Raw genomic sequence first — 25,926 nt, forward strand, 5'->3', positions numbered from 1 at the left:
AGGAACCTCGCCCCAGCCGAATGGCCGGAGACGGGGTATCAACATATCTGGCGTTGACTTTTGGCACGCTGTTGAGTTCTCAAGGAACGGACGCTTCCTTCGTACTCACCCTCTCGGGCTTTCCTCCAGGCGCTTCCCTTCGGTGTCCTCAACTCTACCAGCGTTTTCCCGGCTCTCTGACCACCCTCCTGCGGGCATGCAGAAGGTGATCCCGAGATAGGATCTGGCAAGTTGGGTTGCTGCCGGGCAAGGACGCCTGGTCGCGTCGCTCAACCCCAAGCAGGAGTACGACTGTACACGGGCTCGCGGATCGGGTGCAAATCACTTGGAGATGTGGTCTAGACCTCTATTCGCATCTCTCCGGCGAACCGGTACGTCTCATGACATACGCTGCTGCGCAGTGCGCCGTCCGGGACAGGCAGTGACGGCCCATATAGATCTCCACCCCTGGGAGGCTTCCCATGACCACCGTGACGTCCCCGCTCGCAGGACGCGCCATCGGACTGGCCGCCGTGCCGGATCCGGTTTTCTCCGGGGCCATGGTCGGCCCGGGCACCGCGATCGATCCCGTACGTGAGCCGTCCGAGGCGATCGCGCCCGTCGACGGAGTGATCGTCTCTCTGCACCCGCACGCCTTCGTCGTCGTCGACGAGAGCGGACACGGCGTGCTCACCCACCTCGGTATCGACACCGTGCAGCTCAATGGCGACGGCTTCGAGCTGCTTGTGAACAAGGGCGACACCGTGACGCGCGGCCAGGCCATCGTGCGCTGGAACCCGGCGGCCGTCGAGGCCGCCGGCAAGTCCCCGGTGTCTCCTGTCGTGGCTCTCGAGGCCACGGCCGACGCTCTCTCCGATCTTCGTGACGACGGCGATGTGAAGGCCGGCGACAGCCTCTTCCTCTGGAAGTGACGTCAGAGCCGTCGTAGGACGGCGAGTAGGGACAATCAACGCGGCGGCGGGCCGCCGCTCTATCGGAGACGGGTGAGATGGAGACAACGCTGCGAGGCGTCGGTGTGAGCCACGGTGTGGCGATCGGCGAGGTTCGGCACATGGGAACGGCGGTGCTCGAGCCGCCGGCCAAGCAGATCCCGGCGGAGGAGGCGGAGCGTGAACAGGGGCGCGCCCGCAAGGCCGTGGAGGCGGTGGCCGCCGACTTGATGGCGCGCGGCAATCTGGCCGGGGGCGAAGCCCAGGCCGTGCTCGAGGCCCAGGCGATGATGGCGCAGGATCCCGAGCTGATGGCGGATGTGGACCGGCGTATCGCCGTCGGGAGCACGGCCGAGCGTGCGGTGTACGACGCCTTCGCCGCGTACCGCGAGCTGCTGGCGGGTGCCGGTGAGTACCTTGCCGGTCGGGTGGCCGACCTCGACGACGTGCGGAATCGTATCGTCGCCCGTCTGCTCGGGGTGCCGATGCCGGGTGTCCCGGACAGCGACGAGCCGTACGTCCTGGTCGCGCGTGACCTCGCGCCCGCCGACACGGCGTTGCTGGACCCGGCTCTGGTGCTCGGCTTCGTCACCGAGGAGGGCGGGCCCACGAGTCACAGCGCGATTCTGGCGCGGGCGCTGGGAGTGCCGGCCGTGGTGGCGCTGCCGGGTGCCGGTGAACTTGCCGAGGGCACGATGATCGCGGTCGACGGCAGCACGGGCGAAATCTTCGTCGGTCCGAGCGAGGAGAAGAAGGCGCAGTTGCGGGCCGCTGCCGCTGAGCGGAAGGCCGCGTTGGCCGCGTCGACGGGTCCTGGTGCCACCGCGGACGGCCACAAGGTGCCGCTGCTCGCCAACATCGGCGGTCCGGCGGATGTGGCGGCGGCTGTCGAGGCGGGGGCCGAGGGTGTCGGTCTGTTCCGTACCGAGTTCCTGTTCCTGGACGACAACAAGAAAGCGCCGTCCGAGGAGAAGCAGATCACGGCCTACCGGCAGGTCCTGGAGGCGTTCCCCGAGGGCCGTGTCGTCGTGCGGGTGCTGGACGCCGGCGCGGACAAGCCGCTGGACTTCCTGACGCCGGCCGACGAGCCGAACCCGGCGCTCGGCGTGCGTGGCCTGCGGACCCTGCTCGACCACCCCGAAGTGCTGCGTACGCAGCTGACGGCGCTGGCGAAGGCCGCGGAAGGACTGCCGGTCTACCTCGAGGTCATGGCCCCGATGGTGGCGGACCGTACTGACGCGAGGGCGTTCGCGGACGCCTGCCGTGAGGCGGGGCTGCGGGCGAAGTTCGGTGCGATGGTCGAGATTCCGTCGGCCGCGCTGCGGGCGCGCTCGATTCTGCAGGAGGTGGAGTTCCTGTCGCTGGGGACGAACGACCTCGCGCAGTACACCTTCGCCGCCGACCGCCAGGTGGGTGCCGTCTCCCGTCTTCAGGATCCGTGGCAGCCCGCGCTGCTCGACCTGGTCGCGCTGTCCGCGGAGGCCGCGAAGGCCGAGGGCAAGAGCTGCGGGGTCTGCGGTGAGGCCGCGTCCGACCCGTTGCTGGCCTGTGTGCTGACCGGTCTGGGCGTCACCTCTCTCTCGATGGGTGCGGCATCGATTCCTTATGTCCGGGCCACGCTGGCGAAGCACACGCTGGCGCAGTGCGAGCGGGCAGCGGCGGCGGCGCGGGCGTCGGACAGCGCCGAGGACGCGCGCAAGGCCGCTCAGGCGGTGCTGTCGGGCGAGTAGTCCGGCCCGAGCCGTCCGGCGGCTGGTCGGGAGGGGCGCTTCACCTGCGGTGGGGCGCCCCTCCTGTGCGTTCAGTGGTGGTGTCCCGGTGTCGGATCTCCTCCCCCCAGGTCGGGCGGCTCGCAGTAGTCGACGTTGGACTCCGGGGAGATGAGGTCTCCTGATTCGACGTCGGTGCAGTAGGCGTCGAAGACCTCTCCCGCGGTGAGGGGGTCGAGACAGCGGGCGCGCAGTCGCCAGCCGTAGATGCGGTCGGGTGTGCCTGGCGCACTGGTGCGCATGACGAGGCCTCCGGGGCTGTCGGTGGCGAGACCGAGGGCCAGGACGGTGGTGAATTCGAGGGTTTCGGCCTCGTCCAGTTCGGTGATGCCGTCGCTGTCGTCGGCGTGCAGGACGGAGATCAGGGTTTCCGGCGGTCCGGAAACGCTGCAGACCAGGTGCCGGTTGCCCGGTGGCGCCGTGTCGAGGATGCGGACGAGGAGGTCAGAGGCGCGGACGAAGGCGGCGCGGCCGATGTCCTCACCACATGTGGGGCAGGCGCCCAGGCGGGACAGGAGTGTGGTCGCGTACTCCCAGGTGGCCCGGCGGACGGCTTCGTCGACGAGGGCCGGGAGGAGGTCGGCCAGGGGCTGGCCGTCGTAGGGGATGGTGGGCCCGGTCGCCGCGAGTTCCGCCGTGAACCGTGCGCGGCTCGACGGCAGGTCGGGGTCGATGCCCGCCTCCGTGCAGTACTCGGCGTACTCCTCCGGGTCGAAGAGGGCGACCGTGGTGTGGGTGCCCTGAGAGGCGCGTGTCCTGAGGAGGGCCTCGACCTGCTGGAGGTAGGTGGCGTGGTCGTCGAAGGTGAAGCTGCGGTAGCGCCGCATGGCGCGGAAGTCGTGCTCGTCGGTCAGCAGGCCGATGGTGCCGGCGATCTCGCGGCGCAGAACGCGTCGCATGGTGTGGTGGTCTGTGTGCGCCATGTGTCCCCCTTGCACAGTCGATCAATGCTCACTCACAGTAACGGGCAGCACTGACAATGAGGTCCGCGTGAGGCGGTGGCCGGCCTGGCGGTGCCGGATTACGCAGGCCAGCGTCATGGCGGTGCCGAAGCCAGCCGTGGGGGTCGGTGACGATGGGGCGGTGACGGCGAGTGGTCCCACGCTGCGCAGGGCGGACTGCGCCAGGCCTTTGGCTCCAAGACAGCTGCCCGTGGGGGGGAGGAGGGGGGTGACTGGGCCGCGGTCGCCGAGAGCGCCGTGGTGGTGCCGCCCGGGGCGAAGACAGCCGGGGAGCGGAATCAGGAGCCGGCGCGGGGCGGGCATGGCCGCGTCAAGTCGGGCGAGGGGGTCTGGGTCGTCGCGGGGGCGCGGTTTCCGCCTGTCGTCCGGCCCGGGGGTGCGTGTCACCACCGCCGGGGGCTGGTGCCGGCCGGCGCGGCGCGGCCGGCCTCGGAGTTCACCGCATGCACGGTGAGTCCGAGGCCGTCTGTGCGGCTGATCGCTCCTCTGTGGGATGCCCGGTCAGGGGCGCTTGCGGGCCAGGTCCTCGTAGAAATGCAGCAGGTCGAGGTTGTCGATGGAGCCCGGGTTGACCGCCTTTTCCAGAGGGGTGCCCTGGAGGAGGCGCTTGACCGGGACTTCGATGCGCTTGCCGGTCAGGGTGTGCGGGATTCCGGGGACTTGGATGATCTCGTCGGGGACGTGGCGCGGGGAGAGCTGTTCGCGGATGGTCCGCTTGATGCGGCTCAGCAGCGCCTCGTCGAGGGCCGCGCCCGGGGCCAGGTGCACGAACAGGGGCATCCAGTAGCCGCCGTCGGGCTGTTCGATGCCGATGACGAGGGATTCCCTGATCTCGGGGAGGCGCTCGACGACCTCGTAGATGTCGGCGGACCCCATGCGGACGCCCTGGCGGTTGAGGGTGGAGTCGGAGCGTCCGTGGATGACGACGGATCCGCGCGAGGTGACGGTGATCCAGTCGCCGTGCCGCCACACACCGGGGTAGGTGTCGAAGTAGCTGTCGTGGTAGCGGCTGCCGTCCGGGTCGTTCCAGAAGTAGACCGGCATGGACGGCATGGGGTTGGTGACCACGAGTTCACCCACCTCGTCGACCAGGGGCTTGCCGCCCGGGTCCCAGGACTGCAGGTCGGTGCCCAGGCAGGGGGCCTGGAGCTCGCCGACGTACACCGGGAGGGTCGGTACGGCTCCCGCGAAGCAGGAGCACACGTCCGTGCCACCGCTGACGGAGGCGATCCACAGGTCGTCGCGGACCTCGTCGTGCAGCCAGCGGAAGCCGTCGGGCGGCAGGGGTGAGCCGGTGGTGGCGACGCACTGGACGGCCGAGAGGTCGAAGTCGCGGGACGGGTGCACGCCCGCCTTGCGGCAGGCCATGACGTACGCGGCCGAGGTGCCGTAGAGGGTGGCTCCGGTGCGTTCGGCGACTCGCCACTGGGCGCCGGTGTCCGGGTAGCCGGGGCTGCCGTCGTAGAGGACGACCGTCGTGCCGGTGAGGAGGCCGGAGACGAGGAAGTTCCACATCATCCAGCCCGTCGACGTGTACCAGAAGAAACGGTCGTCCGGACCCAGGTCGCAGTGCAGGCCGAGCTGCTTGAGATGCTCGACCAGGATGCCGCCCTGTGACTGGACGAGGGCCTTGGGCAGGCCGGTCGTGCCGGAGGAGTACAGCACCCACAGCGGGTGGTCGAAGGGCACCTGCTCGAAGACGGGGTCCGTGTCCGCGGCCGTGAGGGCCGACCATTCCAGGGCACCGTCAGGCGCTTCGGTGCCCAGGAGGGGGATGTGGACGACGGCGCGTACGGTGGGCAGCTCGCGGCGCAGTTCGGCGACGATGTCGCGGCGGTCGTGCTCCTTGCCGCCGTAGCGGTAGCCGTCGACGGTGAACAGCACCACCGGCTCCACCTGCTGGAAGCGGTCCAGGACGCTGCGGGCACCGAAGTCGGGCGCGCAAGAGGTCCAGACGCCGCCCACGGCCGCCGTCGCGAGGAGGGCCACCACGGCCTGCGGGATGTTCGGCAGGTAGCCGCTGACGCGGTCTCCGGGGCGTACGCCGAGCGCGCGCAGTTCGGCGGCGAGGGAGCCCACCTGGCGGCGCAGCTCGGCCCAGGTGACGGGACGGGGCTCGTGGGTTTCGTCGACGTACAGCAGGGCCGGTTCGTCCACCCGGGTGGCGGCGGCGCGCAGGGCGTGCTCCGCGTAGTTCAGGGTGGCTCCGGGGAACCACTGGGCTCCCGGCATGGCACGGTCGCCCAGCACGCGCGCGTAGGGCGTCGAGAAGCGGACGTCGAACCACTCGGTGACGGCCTTCCAGAACGTCTCCAATTCGTCGACGGACCATCGGTGCAGGGCCGTGTAGCCGCCAGCGGCGGGGGCGCCGTGGTGTTCGGCGGCCCAGGCGTGGAATCTGGTGATCTGTGCCTGTGCGATGCGCTGGGGATCTGGCTGCCAGAGCGGCTGGGGGTTGACGGTCGGCATGGTCGGCTCCCGGACTGTGCGCGTCGTGTGCGTCCTCCGCGCACGAGCTGGGGTGTGCGCGTGACGCGGCTGACACGGACGATGCCATGTGATCGACTTCTGCACCAGGGAGCGCCCCACATAGTCCGTGTCGTGAAGATGTGGTCCCGGCACGGGTGAACGGCAGTTGAACGAGACGCATGCACGGGGCGGGCAATGGCAGGGTGAGCAGCATGGACGGTCGTGACCTGGTGCGTTCGGTGAAGGCGGTCGGTTCGGTGGGGGCGGCGCAGGGGATGCGGACCGTTCGGGCCGCGTGGCGCAGAAGGCGCGCCGACGCCTCCGGTCTGCCGGCGCGGGGGGCCGAGCGCGCCCGGGTGCCCGGGCAGGTGCGGGAGGTGGAGCCCGGGCCGGGTGGCGGCGTCATCCGGTTCAGCCGCTCCGAGTTGCGGATTCTCGTCGCCGTGAACGGGGCCGTCTTCTGGGGCTGGGACGGGGCGGATCCCGAGCCGTCGTACGCGCTCGCGGGCCGTTGCCCCGAGCCGGACCCTCGGGCGGTGCTGGAGCCGGACAAGGACGGCGGGTGGCGGGTCGTGGCCGAGCGGGTGACGGTCGTCGTCTCCCGGCACGGCGCGGTCGAGGTGAGCACGCCGGGAGGTGTTCCCCTGCGCCGCGATCTACCGCCGCGCTGGTGGGAGGCGGCCGGGGGTGGTCCGGCGCGCTGGATGCAGCGGTCGGAGGTGGGCGCGGACGCGCGGTTCTTCGGGCTCGGGGGGCGTGCCTCGGGCCCCCGGCTGCGGGACGGAACGTACCGGCTGTGGAACACCGACCCCGGCGCCGCCTTCGCCCCGGGGGACGACCCGCTGTACATCACGATGCCTCTCCAGCTGGTGGTGGCCGACGCGGGCACGCATCTGATGTTCTACGACAACTCGTGGGACGGCACGGTGACGCTGCGGGAGGGCGAGGAAGGCGCGGGTTCGGGGCACGACCGGGCCGGTACGGCGGAGCTGCGGATGGACGGCGGTCCGCTGCGCTGCTGGGTGATGGTGGGCACCCCCGCGCGCGTGCTGCTCACGTGGGCCTCACTCACGGGTGCGCCCGCCCTGCCGCCCGCGTGGGCGCTCGGTCACCATCACGCGCGGTGGGGCTTCGGCAGCGAGCAGGAGGTGCGGCGGATCGTCGAGGGCTACCAGGAGCGCGGTCTGCCGCTGGACGCCGTGCACCTGGACATCGACCACTACGACGACCACCAGGTGTTCACCGTCGACACCGAGCGTTTCCCGAAGCTGCCGGTGCTCGCCGAGGAACTGCGGCGGGACGGGATCCGGCTGGTGTCGATCGTCGATCCCGCGGTCAAGGCGGAGTCGGGCAACGCCGTGCACGACAGCGGCACGGCCGAGGACGCCTTCGTGCGGGACGCGTCGGGACGGGTCGTGCGCGGGGTCGCGTGGCCCGGGGACGCGGTCTTCCCGGATTTCACGCACGCGCGCGTGCGTGAGTGGTGGGGCGGCCTGTACCAGGAGCGGCTCGCTCAGGGGTTCTCCGGTTTCTGGCACGACATGAACGAGCCCACCTCGTTCACGGCGTTCGGGGAGTCGACGCTGCCGCGTTCGGCCCGGCACGCCCTGGAGGGCTGCGGCGGTGACCATCGTGAGGCGCACAACGTGTACGCGCTCTGCATGGCCAGGGCGGGATACGAAGGGCTCCGGAAACTGGCGCCCCAGGAGCGCCCGTTCGTGTTCTCGCGCTCCGGGTGGGCCGGCATGCAGCGGTACGGCGGGACGTGGTCCGGTGACGTGGCCACGAGCTGGCCGGGGCTGCGGGCGTCGCTGGCGCTGGTCCTGGGGCTCGGGCTGTGCGGAGTGCCTTACTCGGGGCCGGACATCGGCGGCTTCGACGGGGACCCGTCGCCGGAGCTGTATCTGCGGTGGTTCCAGCTGGGCGCGTACCTGCCGCTGTTCCGCACGCACGCGAGCCTGCGGGCGAGCCGCAGGGAGCCGTGGGAGTTCGGTCCGCAGGTGCTGGAACACGCGCGCCTGGCGCTCCTGGAGCGCCGGCGGCTGCTGCCGTACTTCCTGACGCTGGCGCATCTGGCCCGGCGCACCGGAGCTCCCTACGTGCGGCCGCTGTGGTGGTCGGCGCCCGAGGAGCGAGCGCTGCGTGACTGCGAGGACGCCTTCCTGCTGGGCGACTGCCTGCTAGTGGCGCCGGTGCTCGATCCGGGGGCCGACCGGCGTGTGGTGCGGCTCCCCCGGGGACGCTGGTACGACACGGCGACGGGACGGGCGCACGAAGGGCCGGCCCAGGTGCTGGTCGACGCTCCCCTGGCGCGGATTCCGGTGTTCGCGCGCGCGGGTGCCGTCCTTCCCGTTCGCGGGGAGGACGGCGAGCTGGAACTGGAGGTGTGGGCGCCCGAGCCCGGCCGGACCGGTGGTGGCCTGGTCGTGCCGGACTTGGGCGATGGGTGGGAGCCGGAGATCGAGCGCTACACCGCCCGCCGGCACGGCCGTCGCGTCGTCGTGGAGCGGGAGGGTGAGGACGGCGTGAGCGGGCCGCCTCACCCGGTGCGCGTCCGGGGGCTCCACGAGCGCTGAGCTCAGACGTACCGGCCCTCGAACCAGGCCCACACGGCCAGGGTGTGCAGCGGGAAGGCGAGCTCCTCCGGCCTGCGCAGGAGGTGCCGGCCCGCCGTCTCGTCCGTGGCGGCGGAGGGCGGCAGTCCCTCGGCCGGGCGTTCCGGGAGAAGCCCGAACAGCAGCAGGTGTCCGTCGGGCGAGCTCATCGCGTCGACGAGGCGTACGTCGCGGCTCGCGGCGTCGATGCCGGTCTCCTCCTTGAGTTCGCGGACGAGGGCCGTCCGCCAGTCCTCACGGTCGTTGACGTAGCCGCCGGGCAGGGCGGTCCCCCCGCGCGCGGGAGCGACGGTTCGGGTGATGACGACCAGGGCCGTGCCCTTGGTGTCGTACACGGGCTGGAGGGCGACCGCGACCGGCAGCGGGTTGCGGTAGGCCACGGTGCCGCACGCCGGGCAGGTACGGGGCCAGCCGGAGACGCCCTCTCCATAGGGCGCGCCGCAGCTCGAACAGTGGGAGTTCGGCACGGGATGGGAACTGGAGTGCTGAGTTTCGGACACGCGGCGGACTGTATCCGATCACGGAAGCGGCGTCTCCGGTGGCGACTCAATCGGTGCCGGTGAGCGATGCCGAGGACACGGGGAAGTCGAAGTAGGTGTCCGGGTAGGGCTCGGGCTTGTAGGTGTAGTGCCACCACTCCTCGGCGAGGTTCACGAAGCCGAGGCCTTCCAGGGTGCCTTTGAGCAGGAGCCGGTTGGCGCGCTGTTCGCCCTGGACGCGCGGGTCCAGCGTGTGGGAGAGGGTGTCGAAGCAGTCGAAGCCCGTGCCCATGTCGACGGAGTTGTCGGGGAAGCGCTCGTCCTGGGGCGCGAAGCAGGGCACGAGGGGCTCTCCGGGATGGTAGGGCCGGGTGGGCCTGGCCGGAAGCCGCACGATCGTGAGGTCCACGGTCGAGCCGCGGCTGTGGCCGGATTTCTCCGCGATATAACCGTCCGCGAAGAGCCGGGTCTTGTCGACGTTCGGATAGAACTCGTCCTTCATGGCCTGGTCGTCGAGGTCCCTCGCCCAGCGCACGAAGTGGTCCACGGCGCGCTGCGGCCGATAGCAGTCGTACACCTTGAGGGTGTAGCCCTGGCTCAGCAGCTTCGTCTGGGCGTGGTGGAGGGCCTCGGCGGCGGGGCGGGTGAGGATGCACATCGGCTGCTTGTAGCCGTCGACGCGCTCGCCGACGAAGTTGTGTGGGGTGAAGTAGCGGATCTCCTGGAGGATCGTCGGGTCCACCCTTCTCAGCGCCACGAAGTCCTCGGGCGCCTTGGGCTCGGTGCCCGCCCCGGCCGTGGCGGGGGCGAGGGTGGCCAGGAGCAGGGCGGCGAGGGCGGTGACCAGTCCGCGTACCGCGGTGGAGAGTCGTGTCATGCCTCTGCCCTGCCCATCTCCGGTCTGCCATGACACACTTCTGACGACCCGTCAGGTATGACGTCGGGAGGAAGTGTGTCGCGTACACGCACACCTGTGGTGGCGGGGTGGTTCGCCGGCGAGGGGGACGGCTTCAGGCTCCTCGGCACGCGCTGTTCGGCGTGCGGCTCGGTCTTCTTCCCGCGTGAAGACGTGCGGTGCCGCAATCCCGGATGCGCCGGAGGCGAGCTGCCGGAGGTTGCGCTGTCCCGGCGGGGGCGGGTGTGGTCGTACACGGACAGCCGCTACCGGCCTCCGTCACCCTATGTGACCGACCCGGACCTTCCGTGGGAGCCGTACGCGTTGATCGCTGTGGAGCTGGAGTCCGAGCGGATCGTGGTGCTGGGACAAGCCGCTGCCGGTGTCACCGTCGCCGACCTGACGGTGGGCATGGAGGTGGAGCTCGTCCTTGGCGTGCTCCACGAGGACGCGGAGACGATCTGGACGACCTGGCACTGGCGGCCGACGGGGGTGACTCAGTGACAGCGGAGGTGGCGGTGCTCGGCGTCGGCATGCACCCCTGGGGAAAATGGGGGCGCGGTTTCGTCGAGTACGGGGTGGCGGCCGCGCGGGCGGCCCTCGCCGATGCCGGCCTGGACTGGCGGGACGTCAGCGCGATCGTCGGCGCGGACACCGTGCGCGGCGGCTACCCCGGGTATGTGGCCGGGGCGACGTTCGCGAAAGCACTCGGCTGGCAGGGCGCCAGGGTCACGAGCGTGTACGCGGCGTGCGCGTCCGGGGCGCAGGCCATCGACACCGCGCGGGCGCAGATCCTCTCGGGGCTGGCCGAGGTGGTGCTCGTGGTGGGCGCCGACGCGGCGCCCAAGGGGTTCTTCAGGCCTGCCGGGGGTGAGCGGCCCGACGATCCGGACTGGCTGCGTTTCCGTGTTCTCGGCGCGACGAATCCGGCCTACTTCGGGCTGTACGCACGCCGGCGGATGGCCGTGCACGGCGACACGCAGCAGGACTTCGCACAGGTGAAGGTGAAGAACGCTGCGATGGGGGCGCTGAACCCGTACGCGCGCTACCGGAGGAGGGTCACCGCGGAGGAGGTCGCCGCCTCACCCCTGGTGGCCGATCCGCTGCGGCTGCTGGACATCTGCGCCACCTCGGACGGCGGGGCGGCGCTGGTGCTGTCCAGCAGGGAGTTCGCGCGCCGGCACGGGGTGGCGGACCCGGTGCGGATCCGGGCGGTGTCCACGGTGACACCGCGCTACCCGAACGTCGTGCTGGACCTGCCCGACATCGCGACGGACTCGTGGGCGGCGGTGGAGCCGGCCGGCGAGACCTTCCGGGAGTCGATCGCACGAGCCGCCTACGAGGAGGCGGGCGTCGGGCCGGAGGACCTGTCCCTGGCGGAGGTCTACGACCTGTCCACCGCGTTGGAGCTGCAGTGGTACGAGGATTTGGGGCTGTGCGCTCCGGGCGAGGGCGCCCGGCTGCTGCGGGAGGGCGCCACGGCCCCTGGCGGGCGCACACCCGTGAACGTGAGCGGTGGGCTGGCCTCGTTCGGCGAGGCCGTTCCGGCACAGGCGATCGCCCAGGTGTGCGAGATGACCTGGCAGTTGAGGGGCGCTGCGGGCGACCGGCAGGTCGCGGGGGCGTGTGCCGCGATCGGCGTGAACCAGGGGCTCTTCGGGCACGGGTCGGCGGTGGTCGTGGTGCGGTGAGAGGAGACGGGTGTTCGTACGCCGATTCCTACGCTGTGTGACGGGTCGGGAATCCTGCGTGAACGTCGCATGAACTGGGCTCGGGCGTGCGCGGGCGAGGACATCATGCTCCCGTGCACTCCTGGACGGACAGTCTCCGCTTCGCCTTTCAACCGGTGGTCAACCTGACGACCGGCGGGGTCGCGGGGCTGGAGATACTCGCCCGCCCGGAGACCGGGGACGTCCTCGCCGAGGCCCGCCGCGATCCCGGGCTCGACGTACGGACGGCGGTGTCGGCGGTTCGCGCGGCGGTGCGCAGGGGGACGCTCCTGCCGCTGCACGTCAACGTGTTCGCCGGCACGCTCGTCGACCTGGGCGGACTGCCCTCGCTGCACGACGCCGTGCGCGAGGCCGGGCGGCTGCCGTGGGAGGTGACGGTCGACATCGGCCCGCCCTACACGCACGTACCGCGACACGCGCTGCTGGAGGCGGTGACCGCGCTGCGCGGCCTGGGCTTCCGGATCTGCGCGGACGGCGTCGGGGACGGGGACGTACCGTTGCGGCTGCTCGCGGATCTCTCCCCCGACCTGGTGAAGCTGGACGGGTCGCTGCTGGCGCGGCCCGCGGCGGTCCGGGCGATGCGCACGCTCTGCGACGGGCTGGGAGCGCTCCTGTGCGTCGAGGGCGTGGAGACGGAGGGGCAGTGCGCGACCGCGCTGGCGGCCGGTGCGCAGCTGGCACAGGGCGAGCTGTTCGCGCCGCCGGCCCGGTTGCCCGCCGCGGACGTGTACGTTCCGCCCCGTGGCCCCGGCGAGGTGGTCCCGCCCCGGTCCGGCCCGTCGGTACGGGAGTTCGTGCGGCCCGCCGCGCTGCTGCCCGCCACCGCGTCCGCGGGAGAGGTGCGGGACCTGCTGACGGGGGCACCGGACGTCTCCGGTGTGCTGCTCGTGGACACGGCCGGGGTGCCGCACCGCTCGGTGCACCGGTCCCGCTTCCTGTTGTCCATGTCGGGACGCTACGGCCACGCCCTGTACGCCGACCGGCCCGCCGCCAAACTCGGTGACCCCCCGAGGACGGTGGGCGTCGACGCCACCGCCTGGGAGGTCCTGGACGTGCTGGCGGTCGGCGACCGGGACCGCACCTCGGACGATGTCGCGGTCGTCGACGAGCACGGGCGCTGCGTGGGCGTCGTACGGCTGGCGGACCTGGTGCGGGCGTTGGCCGAGAGCCGGGTGCAGGAGGCGGTCGGGCTCAATCCGCTGACGCGGCTGCCCGGCTCGGACGCGATCACGAGCGAGGCGGACCGGCGGATCGCGGCCGGCCGGACGTTCGCGCTGAGCTGGCTGGACGTCGACCACTTCAAGCAGGTCAACGACGGCGCCGGTTTCGCCGCGGGGGACGAGCTGATCCGGTCGGTCGGGCGGGCCCTGCAGCAGGCCTCCTCCGGAACCACACGTGTGGGCCACATCGGCGGGGACGACTTCCTGGTGCTGACCGATGCCGAGGAGCTGGAGCCGGTGGCCGCCGCCGTGCTGGACGCGCTGTGGTCGGCGGGTGGACGGCCGGTGACGTTGTCCCTGGCCACGGTGGTGTGCGTGCCGGGCAGCGTGAGCGATCACCGGCAGGCGGCGGCTTGCCTGGCGCCGCTGAAGAAGGCCGCCAAGGCGCTGCGGGGAGCGAGTTGGGTGGTGGGGCGGGCGGGAGCGCCCGGGCATGAGATTCGTCGTGGCTCGCGGATGGCGCCGGCGCCGGCCGGGTGACTGAGGGGCCAGGCGGGCGGGTGGGAACGGGGCGGCGGGTGTTCCCGCCCGGGGGCGCGGCTGGGGCGGGCGAGGCCCGCAGCGGTTCGTCTGCGTCGGCTCCGGACGCGCCGTTCGGCTGCGGTGACTCGGGGCGGTTCCGTCCGTACCGTCGGGCCCACAGGGCGTTGCCCGTGTCGCCGGATGCGGCCGGTGCCCTCAGCTCCTGCCCGTACGTCAAGCACTGACTGCGCGACCCAGGCAGACGCCGCATGACGCCCAGGCGTCGCTGCCGCGGCTCGGCGGATCCCGGCGGCGGTCACGAGCACGAGCGGTCGGGCGCCCCGCACCGCTTGAACAGGCGCTGAGCGTCCACCTGTGCGAACCTGAGGAAAAAAGCGGCCGTCGCTCCGCTCACAACCGTTGGCGTCGGCAACCTTGACGCCCCCTGGGCGCCGGTGAACACTTCCGGTGTCAGTCGACATCGCCGTACATACTCGGCGTATCCGGCACTGCTCCGCGCCGGCCCTCCGCGTCAAGGCCCTTCCCCCACGGGCGATACGGCTCGACGGCACGCTCGTCACGGACGCCGGGCGGGAACTCCCTGCCCTCGGCTGAAGTCGCCATGGGAACCGCACCTCGCACGGAGGACCGGGCCGGCATCCCGGGCCAGGGCCAAGGAGCCGCCATGAGCAACGCAGACCTCTTCGTCGGCGAGATCATTCGGTACGGCGATCCTGATTCTCTTCGGCGCCGGAGTGTGCGCCGCTGTCACCCTCAGGTCCTCCAAGGCCCGTGCGTCGGGTCGGACCGCCATCACGTTCGGCTGGGGCTTCGGTGTCCTGGCCGGCGCGTACACCGCCGCCCCGCTGTCAGGCGGACACGTCGACCCCGCTGTCCCCCTCGGCCCGGCCGTCGACACGGTGCTGGACCGAAGTCCTGCCCCTCCTCGCGCTGGTCGGCGGCCACAGGACCGGCCAGGGCGTCGGCTTCGGACAGATCCGGGGAGAAGCGGCAGGACTCCACGGCTCCGGCATCTCGATCCTGCTGGTCCCTCGTGGTCGTCGGTATCGGCCTCTCGCTCGGTGGACCCGCCCGGCACGCGACCGGCCCGGCACGTGACCTCGGTCCGCGCATCGTGCACCAGTTCCTCCCGATCCCGCACCAGGGCACGTCCGACCGGGAGTACGCCTGGGTACCGGTCGTGGGGCCTGGAATCGGCGGAGTTCTCGCGGCTCTCATCCACAACGCAGCCTTCTGACCATCGCAAGGGGTAGCCATGACGGACAACTCCGAGAAGTACGTCGCCGCAATCGACCAGGGCACCACCTCCAGCCGCTGCATCGTCTTCAACCAGGACGGCGCGATCGTCGCCGTCGACCAGCGCGAGCACCGCCAGATCTTCCCCAAACCCGGCTGGGTCGAGCACGACGCCACCGAGATCTGGTCCAAGACACAGGCGGTGGTGGCCGGGGCGATCGCCAAGGCCGGGCTGCGCGCCGACCAGGTCAGCGCGCTCGGCATCACCAACCAGCGGGAGACCACGCTGCTGTGGGACCGCACGACCGGCAAACCGGTGCACAACGCGATCGTGTGGCAGGACACGCGCACCGCGGCCCTGTGCAACCAACTGGGCGGCTCGCACGGGCAGGACCGTTTCCGCGAGCAGACGGGCCTGCCGCTGGCCACCTACTTCTCCGGGCCCAAGGCGGCCTGGCTGCTCGACAACGTGCCCGACCTCAGGGCGCGCGCCGAACGCGGCGAGATCGCCTTCGGCACCATCGACTCCTGGCTGATCTGGAACCTCACCGGCGGCACGGACGGCGGGAAGCACGTCACCGACGTGACCAACGCCGGGCGCACCATGCTGATGAACCTGGAGACCCTCCAGTGGGACTCCTCGATCCTCTCGGCGATGAACATTCCCGAGGCGATGCTGCCCGAGATCAGGTCCTCGGCCGAGGTGTACGGCACGGCCGTCGGCCAGCTGGCCGGCGTGCCCGTCGCCTCCGCGCTGGGTGACCAGCAGGCCGCCGTGTTCGGTCAGGCCTGCTACGACGTGGGCACGGCGAAGAACACCTACGGCACGGGCAGCTTCCTGCTGCTGAACACCGGCAACCGGCCCGTGCCGTCGAAGAGCGGACTGCTGACCACGATGGGCTACAAGATCGGCGACGAGGCGCCGGTCTACTGCCTGGAGGGGTCGATCGCCATCACGGGCGCGCTGGTGCAGTGGTTCCGCGACCAGCTCGGCATCATCGCCACCGCCGACGACATCGAGCCGCTCGCGGCGAGCGTGGAGGACAACGGCGGCGCGTACATCGTGCCCGCGTTCTCCGGCCTGTTCGCGCCGTACTGGCGGTCCGACGCGCGCGGTGTCGTCACCGGGCTCACCCGGTACGTCACCAAGGCGCACCTGGCGCGTGCGGTGCTGGAGGCGACGAGCTGGCAGACACGTGAGGTCGTGGACGCCATGTACCAGGACTCCGGGGTGCGGATCACGACCCTGAAGGTGGACGGCGGCATGACGAAGAACAACCTGCTGATGCAGCACCAGGCCGACGTCCTCGACGTGCCCGTGGTCCGGCCCAAGGTCTCGGAGACCACCTGCCTGGGCGCGGCGTACGCGGCCGGGCTCGCGACGGGCGTGTGGAACGACACCGACGAGCTCAAGGCGCACTGGCAGAAGGACGTCGAGTGGACGCCGTCCATGGACGCGTCGGTGCGGGACCGCCAGTACCGCAACTGGCACAAGGCCGTGGAGCGCAGCTTCGGCTGGCTGGAGGAGGGTGAGGAGTAGGCACGCGCGCGTGGCGTGCCGTTCCGGACTGCGGCCCGTACCCCTGTCGGCGGGGGTACGGGCCGTGTCGACGGCGGTACCGGCGACCACGCCAGGCGCACGAGCCGCCCCCACGGCGATTCGGGCCACCAGGCCAGGCGCGCGAGCCGCCCCGGCAGGGCGTACGGGCCGCGCTTCGGCCTCAGGTGGTGACGGCCTGGCGCCGGTCGGCCGCCTGCGCCATCGCGTGCTGAACGACGCCGATGAGGACCTCCTTGACCGACTCACGGTCGCGTGCGTCGCACATCAGCAGCGGTACCTCGGGGTCGAGGTCGAGGGCCTGGCGGATGTCCTCGGCCGGGTAGCGGGCGGCTCCCTCAAAGCAGTTGACGCCGACGACGAAGGGTATGGAGCGCCGCTCGAAGTAGTCGACGGCGGCGAAGCTGTCCTCCAGGCGGCGGGTGTCGGCGAGCACGACGGCACCGAGGGCGCCTTCGGAGAGCTCGTCCCACATGAACCAGAACCGCTCCTGGCCGGGGGTGCCGAACAGGTACAGCACCAGGTCCTCGCGGAGCGTGATGCGGCCGAAGTCCATGGCCACCGTGGTGGTGTGCTTGCCCTCCACTCCCCTGAGGTCGTCGACCGGACGCCCGGCCTCGGTGAGCACTTCCTCGGTGCGCAGCGGTCTGATCTCGCTCACCGCGCCGACGAGGGTGGTTTTGCCCACCCCGAAGCCGCCGGCCACCAGGATCTTGAGCGTGACGGGCTCGACCGGCGGCTTGCCACGCTCAGAACGCCCGAAGATCATCGATCTCTTCTCCTGCTTGATGGGGGTCGGGCGACGGGGGGCCGTATCCTCCGCCGCCGGGGGTTTCGATGACGAGTACGTCGCCGGGGCCGACGTCCACCGCGTCACTTCCGGCCAGCTCGGTGACCGTGCCGTCCGCGTGCCGCACCCGGTTGGCGCCCAGCGCGCCTGGCGCGCCGCCCGCCATGCCGTAGGGCGGCACTCTGCGGTGCTGCGACAGGGTGGAGACCGTCATGGGCTCCAGGAACCGGATACGGCGCACCGCCCCGTCGCCGCCTCGCCATCGTCCGGCGCCGCCGCTGCCACGCCGGACCGCGAACTCCTCGAGGCGGACGGGCAGCCGCCACTCCAGGACTTCGGGGTCGGTGAGCCGCGAGTTGGTCATGTGGGTCTGGACGACGGAGGCGCCGGGAAAGCCGTCGCCCGCGCCGGAGCCGGAGGCGACGGTCTCGTAGTACTGGTGCCGTTCGTTGCCGAAGGTGACGTTGTTCATGGTTCCCGAGCCCTCGGCGTGCACGCCGAGGGCCGCGTACAGGGCGCCGGTGACGGCTTGCGAGGTCTCCACGTTGCCCGCGACGACGGCGGCCGGGGGCTCGGGGGCGAGGAAGGACCCGGGCGGGACGATGATCTTCAGGGGACGCAGGCAGCCGTCGTTGAGCGGGATGTCGTCGTCGACGAGGGTGCGGAAGACGTACAGGACGGCCGCGTTCACGACCGAGACGGGGGCGTTGAAGTTGGTGGGCAGCTGGGCCGACGTGCCGGTGAAGTCGATGGTGGCGGAGCGGTTGACGCGGTCCACGCGCACACGTACCCGGATGATCGCGCCCGAGTCGGTCTCGTAGGCGCAGGCGCCGTCGTCGAGGGCGTCGACGACCCGGCGGACGGCCTCCTCGGCGTTGTCCTGGACGTGCCTCATGTAGGCCTGGACGACGTCGAGCCCGAAGTTGTCGATCATCCGGCCGACCTCGTCGACACCCTTCTGGTTGGCGGCGATCTGGGCGCGCAAATCGGCGAGGTTGGTCTTCGGGTTGCGGGAGGGGTGGGGCGCCTCGGTGAGCAGGCGGTACGTCTCCTCCTCCCGGAAGCGCCCGTTCTCGGTGAGCAGCCAGTTGTCGAACAGGACGCCCTCTTCGTCGATGGTGCGGCTGTTCGCGGGCATCGAGCCGGGCTGGATGCCGCCGATCTCGGCGTGGTGGCCGCGTGAGGCGACGTAGAAGAGGACCCTCCGGTCACTGTCGGTGTTCCGCGTGTCGAACACCGGGGTGATCACCGTGACGTCGGGCAGGTGGGTGCCGCCGTGGTACGGGTCGTTGACGGCGTAGGTGTCGCCGGGGCGCATGCCGGTGCCGCGGCGGTGGATGACCTCTTTGACGCTGGTGCCCATCGAGCCCAGGTGGACGGGGATGTGCGGGGCGTTGGCGACCAGGTTGCCGTCCGGGTCGAAGAGGGCGCAGGAGAAGTCCAGGCGCTCCTTGATGTTGACGGACTGCGCCGTTGACTCCAGACGGGCGCCCATTTGTTCGGCGATGGACATGAAGAGGTTGTTGAAGACCTCGAGGAGGACCGGGTCGGCTTTCGTGTCGACATCGGAACTCTGCGTGACCGCGACGCGTTCCATGACCAGATGCCCGCCGTCGGTGGCCGCGGCCTGCCAGCCGTCGTCGACGACGGTGGTGGCGCCGGACTCGGTGATGATCGCCGGGCCGGTGACGGCCTCGCCGGGGGTCAGGTCCTCGCGGCGGTGCAGGGGGACGTCGCGCCAGGCGCCGCCCGTGTGGAGACGGACGGATTCCCGGGCGGCGGTTGGGGTGTCGGGGGTGCCCTCGCCGGGGGCGAGGGCGGAGAGATCGGGGGGTTCGGTGATGCCGGTGGCTTCGACGGAGAGGGCTTCGACGACGATCGGACGGTCGAGCGTGAAGGAGTACGTGGCGCGATGACGTGCTTCGAATGCGGCCCGCATCGCGTCCGGCTCGGTCAGCTCGACGGTGAGGGTGGTGTCGGTGCCGTCGTAGCGGAGCTGGGCACGGCGGGTGACGGTGATGCGGTGCTCGGGGACGTCCTCGCCGAGGAGTTCGGCGCGGGCCGCCGCTTCCAGGTCGTCGGCGGTCTCGAGCACGGCGGGCATCGAGGCCGGCTCGAGCGGGGTTTCGACGGACTGTTCCCGCATGGCGGTGGTGTCCGCGAGGCCGATGCCGAGCGCGGAGAGGACACCGGCCATGGGCGGCACGAGAACGGTGCGGATGCCCAGGGAGTCGGCGACCATGCAGGCGTGCTGACCACCCGCGCCCCCGAAGGTGGTCAGGGCGTAGCGGGTGATGTCGTGGCCCTTCTGCACGGAGATCCGCTTCACGGCGCCCGCGATGTTGGCGACCGCGATCTGCAGGTAGCCCTCGGCGACCTGCTCGGGGGTGCGGTCGTCGCCGGTCCGCTCGCGGATCTCGCGCGCGAGGGCGGTGAAGCGCTCGCGGACCAGTGCCTCGTCGAGAGGCTGGTCGCCGTCCGGTCCGAACACCTTCGGGAAGTGCGCCGGCTGGATGCGGCCGAGCATGACGTTGGCGTCCGTGACGGCGAGCGGTCCGCCGCCCCGGTAGCAGGCGGGCCCCGGGTCCGCGCCCGCCGAGTCCGGCCCTACGCGGTAGCGGGATCCGTCGAAGTGGAGGATCGAGCCGCCGCCGGCCGCGACGGTGTGGATGTCCAGCATGGGGGCGCGCAGCCGGACGCCGGCGATCTGTGTGGTGAAGACGCGTTCGTACTCACCGGCGAAGTGGGAGACGTCGGTGGAGGTGCCGCCCATGTCGAAGCCGATGACCCGGTCGAACCCGGCGCGCTGCGACATACGGGCCATGCCGACGATGCCGCCGGCCGGCCCGGACAGGATGGCGTCCTTGCCGCGGAACTGCCCGGCCTCGGTGAGACCGCCGTTGGACTGCATGAACATCAGCCGTACGCCGTCGAGTGCGCCGGCGACGTGCTGGACGTAACGGCGCAGCACGGGCGAGAGGTAGGCGTCGACCACGGCGGTGTCCCCGCGTGGGACGAGCTTCATCAGCGGACTGACCTCGCTGGACAGCGAGATCTGCGGAAAGCCGACGCCTGCCGCGAGCTCCCCGACGGCCTGCTCGTGAGCCGGGTACAGGTGGCTGTGCAGGCAGACCACGGCGACGGCGCGGATCCCGTCGTCGTAGGCCCTGCGGAGGCCTCCGGCGAGAGCGTCCAAATCGGGGGCGAGCAGGACGGTTCCGTCCGCGGCGATGCGCTCGTCGACCTCGAGGACCCGTTCGTACAGCAGCTCGGGCAGCTCGATACGGCGGGCGAAGATGCTCGGGCGGTTCTGGTAGGCGATGCGCAGGGCGTCGCGGAAGCCCCGGGTGATCACCAGTACGGTGCGCTCGCCCTTGCGTTCCAGGAGCGCGTTGGTGGCGACCGTCGTGCCCATGCGCACGGCGTCGACGGGGTCGCGGGAACCGTCCAGCAGTGCGCGGACGCCCGCGACCGCCGCGTCGGAGTACCGGGCCGGGTTGTCCGACAGCAGTTTGTGCGTGAGCAGCCGGCCGTCCGGGCACCGCGCGACGATGTCGGTGAACGTGCCGCCTCGGTCGACCCAGAACTGCCAGCCTGTCACGTCAGTACCCCGCTTCCGCGCTGCTCACAGCGCTCGCAGGCCGTTGATCACGTCGCGAAGAATACTCTCGTCCGGCAGTTCGGCAGGGGGTACGGGCCGGTTCACATGGACGTACTTGGCGTCCACGAGGTCCCCGATGAGGACCCGTACCACTCCGATCGGCAGGTCGAGTTCGGCGGCGAGTTCGGCGACCGACTGCGGGGTGTGACGGCACAGTCCGACGATGTCCACGTGCTCCGGGGACAGGGCCGGGTCCGCTTCCGCATCGTGCGCGTGGGGTTCCGTGACGACCACCGCGATCAGGTCGAGGCGGTGCTGGCCCACACTCGTGGTGCGGCCACGCGTCATCGCGTACGGGCGGACGACCGGCCCGGCTTCGTCGTCGAACCAGTGGCTTCTTCCCTGACCGTCTGCGCTCATGTCATCCCACTACCCGCCCGCGGGCAGATCGGTGCGCGGGGCGGTGCCCAGATGCACGCCGACCCGCTTCACGAGGAGGGTCATCTCGTAGGCGACCTGTCCGACGTCCGAGTCGGCGTCCGACAGGACGGCGAGGCAGCTTCCGTCGCCGGCGGCCGTCACGAACAGGAACGCGTCGTCGAGCTCGACGACCGTCTGACGGACGTTGCCGGCCTCGAAGTGGCGTCCCACGCCCTTGGCCAGGCTGTGGAACCCGGAGGCGACGGCGGCCAGATGCTCGCTGTCCTCCCGGGTCAGGTCCTTGGACACTCCCGTCGGCAGGCCGTCTCCAGAGAGCACAATGGCCTTGCGGATGCTCGCGACGCGGTCCACCAGATCGTCGAGGAGCCAGTTCAGCTCACCCTTGTTGGCAGCGGTGTGGCCGGTCGCCTTCGGTGCGGTCATCGACCGTCCCCCTTTGTCGTTCCTCGTGGTGCTGTGCCGCTGTGGGCGTCGTCGCCCTCGGCGTTCTCTGCACGGCCGCGCTGCCAGCCGCGCTGGAGCGAGGCCATACGGCTGCGTACTTCCTCGGCGTCCCGCTCGGCGGGGTCGGCCCCGGCGTCCGCGCGCCGGTCGTGGCCGCGCTTCAGCTGCGGGGCCAGGTTGGCCTGCCGGACGCGGCGGGGAAGCGGTGTGGTGCCGGAGTCGGCCTCCGGCCCGTCCCCGGACGGCCGGAGGGGGTCCTCCGGGCCGCCCGGCGTGGTACCTGTGGTGTGTGCGCGCCTGGGGAAGGCGCCTTCGGGCCGGTCGTCGAAGGAGCGGCCGGACGCCGCCGGGGAGGCGGTGGGTCCTTCGCGGTCGCCGGAGTCGCTGACCCGGCGTGCCGGGTCAGCGCCACGACGGCGCGCGGGCAGGGAGGGCGGGGCGTCCGGTTCCGACTGGCCCGGCGCCCGGCCGGCCGGCGGCTCCTCGGCCAGACGGCGGACCGGGAGCGGAGCCGCGGGCTCCGGCCCGGGCACGCTCGTGCCGCGGCCTGCGGCGGACGCCTCGCCACGGCGGCGGGCCGGAAGCGGGGAGGTGGGGTCCGGTCCCGGCCGGTTCGCTCCCCGACCGCTCGCGGGCTCGGCACCACGACGGCGGGCCGGGAGGGAAAGCGGGGCGTCCGTTTCCGGTCGGCTGTCGTCCACCGCGGTCTCCTCGTCCGTCCGTTCCCGCCGGGTCCGCTGCTCGGTGACCGGGCGGCCGTGCGAGCTGACCAGCTTCGGAGTGCGACGGCGGGGCAGCGGGACCGGCGCGTTCAGCTGGTCCTCCGCGCCGGAGGGATCCGGTGCGCCGCGGGAGTCGGACACCTGCTGGTGCGGCTCCCGGCGGCGCCCGGCGGTCTCGTCCGGGACGCGGCTGCCGGGGCGGCGGGGTCGGAACAGGCCACCGTGTTCGCCGTCCTCGTCGTCCAGCGCGTCGGGAAAGTCGTCGAGGGCGTCGAGATCGACGGGGGCCTCCAGCTCGACCGGACCGTCCAGGAGCGAGGCGGGCAGCCCGGGCAGCTGGACCGGCACCTGGGACAGCGCGGCGCGGCGGCTCTCCCGGGGCTCGCTGTCCTTGGTGAGCTGCGGCCGGTCGAGGCGGAAGCCGATGCCGTTGGTGTCGGGGACGTCGTCCGTGAGCAGCGCGTCGGGGACGAAGACGACGGCGGTGGTGCCACCGTACGGAGAAGGCTGCAGGGAGACCCGGACGTTCTGCCGCTGGGCGAGGCGGCTGACCACGAACAGCCCGAGCCGGTCGGTGTCGGTGAGCTCGAACTCCGGTGTCTCGGCGAGCCGCAGGTTGGCGTCCAGCAGCGCCTCGGCCGTCATGCCGAGTCCGCGGTCGTGGATCTCCAGGGTGAAGCCGTTGGCGACCCGCTCGCCCAGGACCTGCACGGCGGTGTGCGGCGGCGAGAACACCGTGGCGTTCTCCAGGAGTTCCGCCACGAGGTGGGTGAGGTCGGCGACCGCCGGGCCGGTGACGGCGATACGCGGCAGACGGCGGACCTCGATGCGCTCGTAGTCCTCCACCTCGGCCACGGCGGCGCGTACGACGTCCATGAGCTGGACGGGTTTGCGCCACTGCCGGGAGGGCGCGGCACCGGAGAGGATCACCAGGCCCTCGGCGTGCCGGCGCATGCGGGTGGTCAGGTGGTCCAGGCGGAACAGGTCGGCGAGTTCCTCGGTGTCCTCGGTGCGGCGCTCCATCGCGTCGAGCAGGGTGAGCTGCTTGTGGAGCAGCACCTGGCTGCGGCGGGCGAGGTTGACGAAGACCTCCGAGACACCGGCGCGCAGTTCGGCCTGTTTGACGGCGGCCTCGACGGCGGCGCGCTGGAGGGTGTTGAGGGCCTGGCCGACCTCGCCGATCTCGTTCTTGTCGTACTCCAGGCGCGGGACCTCGGTCTCGACGTCGACCTGTTCGCCGGCCGACAGGCGGCGCATCACGCTGGGCAGCCGGACGCCGGACGCCTCATGGGCCTCCAGGCGCAGTTGCCGCAGGTCTCGGATGAGGGTGCGTCCGACGCGCACGGACAGGAAGAGGGAGAGAAGGAGGGCGATCAGTCCGAGGACGCCGGCGATGACAGCCTTGACGATGACGTTCATCGCGACCGGATGGACGCGGTCCTGGTAGCGGTCCGCGGCCTGGTCGTTGAGGGCGGCCAGTTCCTCGAGCACGTTGCCGGCCGCGCTGTCCCAGCTCTTGGCGGTGACGCCGCTGGGGGTGCCGGACCCGGACGAGACAGCGGCTTCCTCGGCCACGCGCAGCGGAGCGGAGGAGGCGTTCTTCCAGAAGGTCTCGTACCGGTCGCGTTCGGAGGCAGGCAGCAGGGGCAGGCTGACGTCGTACATCTGGGAGCGCTGGGCCACGAGATCGGAGATGTCCCGCGCTTCGCCCCGTGTGATCCGGCCGACGATCAGAGCGGAGCCGAGCAGGGCGTCCTCACGGGAGAGCAGCTCGCGGGCCTGGGCGAGGTTGACCAGGGCGCGGTACTGCTTGTCCAGCTCGACGTTGTCAACGACGTGGAGGTCGGCGAGCAGGACGTAGCAGGGGTCGACCAGCCGGTTGTAGAGGTCGAGGGCCTGGACGCGGTTGACGGTGCCGTCCTCCACACTGCGGCGCAGGGAGTCGATGCCGTCGAAGGCGTCCAGGACGGCGGTGAGCCGTTCGTCCGTGTCCGTGCCCATCGCGTCGCGCACGTCCGGGTCCTCGGCGTTCGCGCGGATCCCGGCGACCGCCTCGTCGGTGGCGGCCCGGCTGCGCCGGAGCGCGGCGAGCCCGTCGGAGGCACGGGGATCGGCGAGGTACACGAGGGTCTGGCGCCGCTCCTGCTGCAGGACACGGACGGTGTCCTCGACGGGGTAGGCGATCTTCTCCACGACGGACGACACATTGAACAGGTCGCTCGCCTGACGCCCCGTGAGTACCGTGGCGAACGCCCAGATCCCGGTCAGGGACACCAGCGGCACGAGAAGCAGCGCCACGATCTTCCGGCGGATGGACTTCCCGCGAAAGCGCATGGCCTCCCCCAGCTCAGCCCCCTGAGCGACAGGGGGTACACACGTACGTCAGCAAACGGCGCGAGCCTACTACCGACGCGTGAGTATCTCGAAGGCCGGTCCGGAAGCTGAACCTCCGTACAGGACACGAGGCCGGGTGAGTTGTCCGGCCATTACGGGAGATTGCCGCCGGAACGCGGTGGTGGTCGCGCGGACCAACCCCCTTAACCTGTCCGGTCTGTTGGCCGAAATTTTTCCCTCCGTGGGAATCTTCGTGACGTGTCGTTCGTCCTTGCCTATGGGAAATGGGGGCGGAATCGGCCACAGGAGCCGCGTCCCGCACCTGGGCGGCGTAAAACAGCGCAAGCCGGGCAGCCACTGGGGAGTCGCGTCTCAGGACGCCGACGAGCGGTCTGCTGGCGGTGGGGAGTGACACGGTGATGGGCACGGCGGAGCGGCGCAAGGGGACCGGGGAAGGCCCGGCGACGCAGGTGACGGCGCGGCGAGAAGTCGAAGGGCGGGATCGGGACAGTCCCGGGGCCGGGCGTGAGGCGGCTGACGGACGGCAGGCTCCGGCGGCGGTCACCGGCAGCGGGACGGCGGCCGGTCAGGAGACGGCGGTGGCCTCGACCGTGCCGTCGGGGGAAGAACAGGCCATGACCCGCGAGAGCGGACCGGCTTCCGGGATATGGGCGGTGGTCCGGGAGGACGGGCCGGCGACTGACCGGGAGGCGGCTGCTGCCCCACCACGGGCGGGCGCGCGCGACAACGCGGCCGTGGCCGGTGACGACGGCGGGGTGCGCGGAGAGCCGCAGCCGTACTACCGGCCCCTGTGGGTCGAGGAGCCGGCGCGGCGTCGCCGGTTGCCGGACCCCGTGCGGACCGCGGCTGTACGGGCGGTCCTCCTGGTCTCGGTGACACTGATTCAGGCCATGGTGGCCTTCCTGTGCACGATGGCCGGTTCGTGGCTGGCCTTCCCCATGGTGATCAGCAGTGTGATCAGCACGGTGGTGGCCACCTGGGGAGCGCTCGACGTGTGGGTGACGCGCCAGGTCTGGAACCAGCGCAACGGCGTGGTGTCGGCGCCGAGCAGCACCGCCCGGGCGCTGCGGCGCGAACGGCGCCGGGCCCGTCGGCAGGCGCGGGCCGCCGAGCGGACGCAGGAACGGATACGTCGGCGGGGCGGAGCGGGACAGCTGTCGCACTCGTGAGGACCCGCGCGGCATCCGAGCCCGTGGTCGAGCGGTCCCGGTGGGAGGCGGACCGTGGC

General features: G+C 71.5%; 17 protein-coding genes and 1 pseudogene. 9 read left to right on the plus strand and 9 right to left on the minus strand.

Features of this window, described 5'->3' with window-relative positions; genetic code table 11:
- The first annotated feature begins 461 nt into the window (after nucleotides 1-461).
- Both ACFPZJ_RS27175 and ptsP read left to right on the plus strand, forming a co-directional pair.
- A complete protein-coding gene (locus tag ACFPZJ_RS27175; RefSeq protein WP_381026723.1) occupies nucleotides 462-911 on the plus strand; it encodes a PTS sugar transporter subunit IIA in 450 nt (149 codons plus the stop codon).
- 77 nt (nucleotides 912-988) lie between these two features.
- Nucleotides 989-2,659, plus strand: coding sequence for a phosphoenolpyruvate--protein phosphotransferase (ptsP, locus tag ACFPZJ_RS27180; protein ID WP_381026725.1), 1,671 nt, complete (start codon nucleotides 989-991; stop codon nucleotides 2,657-2,659).
- Nucleotides 2,660-2,730: 71 nt separating this feature from the next.
- On the opposite strand, the gene ACFPZJ_RS27185 is transcribed toward ptsP, so the two are convergent.
- Both ACFPZJ_RS27185 and ACFPZJ_RS27190 read right to left on the minus strand, forming a co-directional pair.
- Nucleotides 2,731-3,621, minus strand: coding sequence for a hypothetical protein (locus ACFPZJ_RS27185; protein WP_381026727.1), 891 nt, complete (start codon nucleotides 3,619-3,621; stop codon nucleotides 2,731-2,733).
- A 540-nt stretch (nucleotides 3,622-4,161) separates the two neighbouring features.
- Entirely contained in the window at nucleotides 4,162-6,129 is a 1,968-nt protein-coding gene (locus tag ACFPZJ_RS27190; RefSeq protein ID WP_381026729.1) for an acetoacetate--CoA ligase, read from the minus strand.
- 212 nt (nucleotides 6,130-6,341) lie between these two features.
- On the opposite strand from ACFPZJ_RS27190, the gene ACFPZJ_RS27195 reads away from it, so the two are divergent.
- On the plus strand, nucleotides 6,342-8,705 hold the full coding sequence (locus tag ACFPZJ_RS27195; RefSeq protein WP_381026732.1) for a glycoside hydrolase family 31 protein: 2,364 nt from the start codon (nucleotides 6,342-6,344) through the stop codon (nucleotides 8,703-8,705).
- A gap of 2 nt (nucleotides 8,706-8,707) precedes the next feature.
- Here the strand turns inward: ACFPZJ_RS27195 and ACFPZJ_RS27200 are convergent, their stop codons facing one another.
- Together ACFPZJ_RS27200 and ACFPZJ_RS27205 are read right to left on the minus strand one after the other, a co-directional pair.
- Nucleotides 8,708-9,244 (minus strand): NUDIX domain-containing protein, encoded by a 537-nt coding sequence (locus ACFPZJ_RS27200; protein ID WP_381026735.1) that lies wholly within the window; start codon nucleotides 9,242-9,244, stop codon nucleotides 8,708-8,710.
- A gap of 46 nt (nucleotides 9,245-9,290) precedes the next feature.
- On the minus strand, nucleotides 9,291-10,100 hold the full coding sequence (locus tag ACFPZJ_RS27205; RefSeq protein WP_381026737.1) for a M15 family metallopeptidase: 810 nt from the start codon (nucleotides 10,098-10,100) through the stop codon (nucleotides 9,291-9,293).
- A 96-nt stretch (nucleotides 10,101-10,196) separates the two neighbouring features.
- Between ACFPZJ_RS27205 and ACFPZJ_RS27210 the strand changes: the two genes are divergently transcribed.
- The 5 genes and pseudogenes from ACFPZJ_RS27210 (at nucleotide 10,197) to glpK (ending at nucleotide 16,327) form a co-directional block, all read left to right on the plus strand.
- Nucleotides 10,197-10,622, plus strand: coding sequence for a Zn-ribbon domain-containing OB-fold protein (locus tag ACFPZJ_RS27210; protein WP_381027663.1), 426 nt, complete (start codon nucleotides 10,197-10,199; stop codon nucleotides 10,620-10,622).
- Nucleotides 10,619-11,809, plus strand: coding sequence for a lipid-transfer protein (locus ACFPZJ_RS27215; protein WP_381026740.1), 1,191 nt, complete (start codon nucleotides 10,619-10,621; stop codon nucleotides 11,807-11,809). The genes ACFPZJ_RS27210 and ACFPZJ_RS27215 overlap by 4 nt, the downstream gene beginning before the upstream one ends.
- A 113-nt stretch (nucleotides 11,810-11,922) precedes the next feature.
- Nucleotides 11,923-13,548, plus strand: a complete 1,626-nt coding sequence (locus ACFPZJ_RS27220) for an EAL domain-containing protein (RefSeq protein ID WP_381026743.1) — start codon at nucleotides 11,923-11,925, stop codon at nucleotides 13,546-13,548.
- A gap of 667 nt (nucleotides 13,549-14,215) precedes the next feature.
- Nucleotides 14,216-14,788: pseudogene (locus tag ACFPZJ_RS27225) on the plus strand (aquaporin).
- Nucleotides 14,789-14,806: 18 nt separating this feature from the next.
- On the plus strand, nucleotides 14,807-16,327 hold the full coding sequence (glpK, locus tag ACFPZJ_RS27230) for a glycerol kinase GlpK (RefSeq protein WP_381026746.1): 1,521 nt from the start codon (nucleotides 14,807-14,809) through the stop codon (nucleotides 16,325-16,327).
- Between the two features lie 181 nt (nucleotides 16,328-16,508).
- On the opposite strand, the gene ACFPZJ_RS27235 is transcribed toward glpK, so the two are convergent.
- Genes ACFPZJ_RS27235 through ACFPZJ_RS27255 form a run of 5 tightly spaced genes read right to left on the minus strand, consistent with a single transcriptional unit; the run spans nucleotide 16,509 to nucleotide 24,677 of the window.
- Nucleotides 16,509-17,114: a GTP-binding protein gene (locus tag ACFPZJ_RS27235; RefSeq protein WP_381026749.1), complete on the minus strand. Its 606-nt coding sequence runs from the start codon at nucleotides 17,112-17,114 to the stop codon at nucleotides 16,509-16,511.
- Complete coding sequence (locus tag ACFPZJ_RS27240) at nucleotides 17,095-20,736, minus strand: hydantoinase B/oxoprolinase family protein (RefSeq protein WP_381026750.1); 3,642 nt, start codon at nucleotides 20,734-20,736, stop codon at nucleotides 17,095-17,097. Before ACFPZJ_RS27240 ends, ACFPZJ_RS27235 begins: the two co-directional genes overlap by 20 nt.
- A 24-nt stretch (nucleotides 20,737-20,760) precedes the next feature.
- Nucleotides 20,761-21,156, minus strand: a complete 396-nt coding sequence (locus tag ACFPZJ_RS27245; protein WP_381026753.1) for a DUF742 domain-containing protein — start codon at nucleotides 21,154-21,156, stop codon at nucleotides 20,761-20,763.
- Between the two features lie 9 nt (nucleotides 21,157-21,165).
- Nucleotides 21,166-21,600, minus strand: coding sequence for a roadblock/LC7 domain-containing protein (locus ACFPZJ_RS27250; protein ID WP_381026755.1), 435 nt, complete (start codon nucleotides 21,598-21,600; stop codon nucleotides 21,166-21,168).
- Nucleotides 21,597-24,677 (minus strand): sensor histidine kinase, encoded by a 3,081-nt coding sequence (locus tag ACFPZJ_RS27255; RefSeq protein WP_381026758.1) that lies wholly within the window; start codon nucleotides 24,675-24,677, stop codon nucleotides 21,597-21,599. Before ACFPZJ_RS27255 ends, ACFPZJ_RS27250 begins: the two co-directional genes overlap by 4 nt.
- A 599-nt stretch (nucleotides 24,678-25,276) precedes the next feature.
- Between ACFPZJ_RS27255 and ACFPZJ_RS27260 the strand changes: the two genes are divergently transcribed.
- Entirely contained in the window at nucleotides 25,277-25,867 is a 591-nt protein-coding gene (locus tag ACFPZJ_RS27260; RefSeq protein ID WP_417801336.1) for a hypothetical protein, read from the plus strand.
- The last annotated feature ends 59 nt before the right edge of the window (nucleotides 25,868-25,926 follow it).

Origin of the sequence: Streptomyces bullii, assembly GCF_042657145.1 — a bacterium.
Taxonomy (GTDB): Bacteria; Actinomycetota; Actinomycetes; order Streptomycetales; family Streptomycetaceae; genus Streptomyces; species Streptomyces bullii.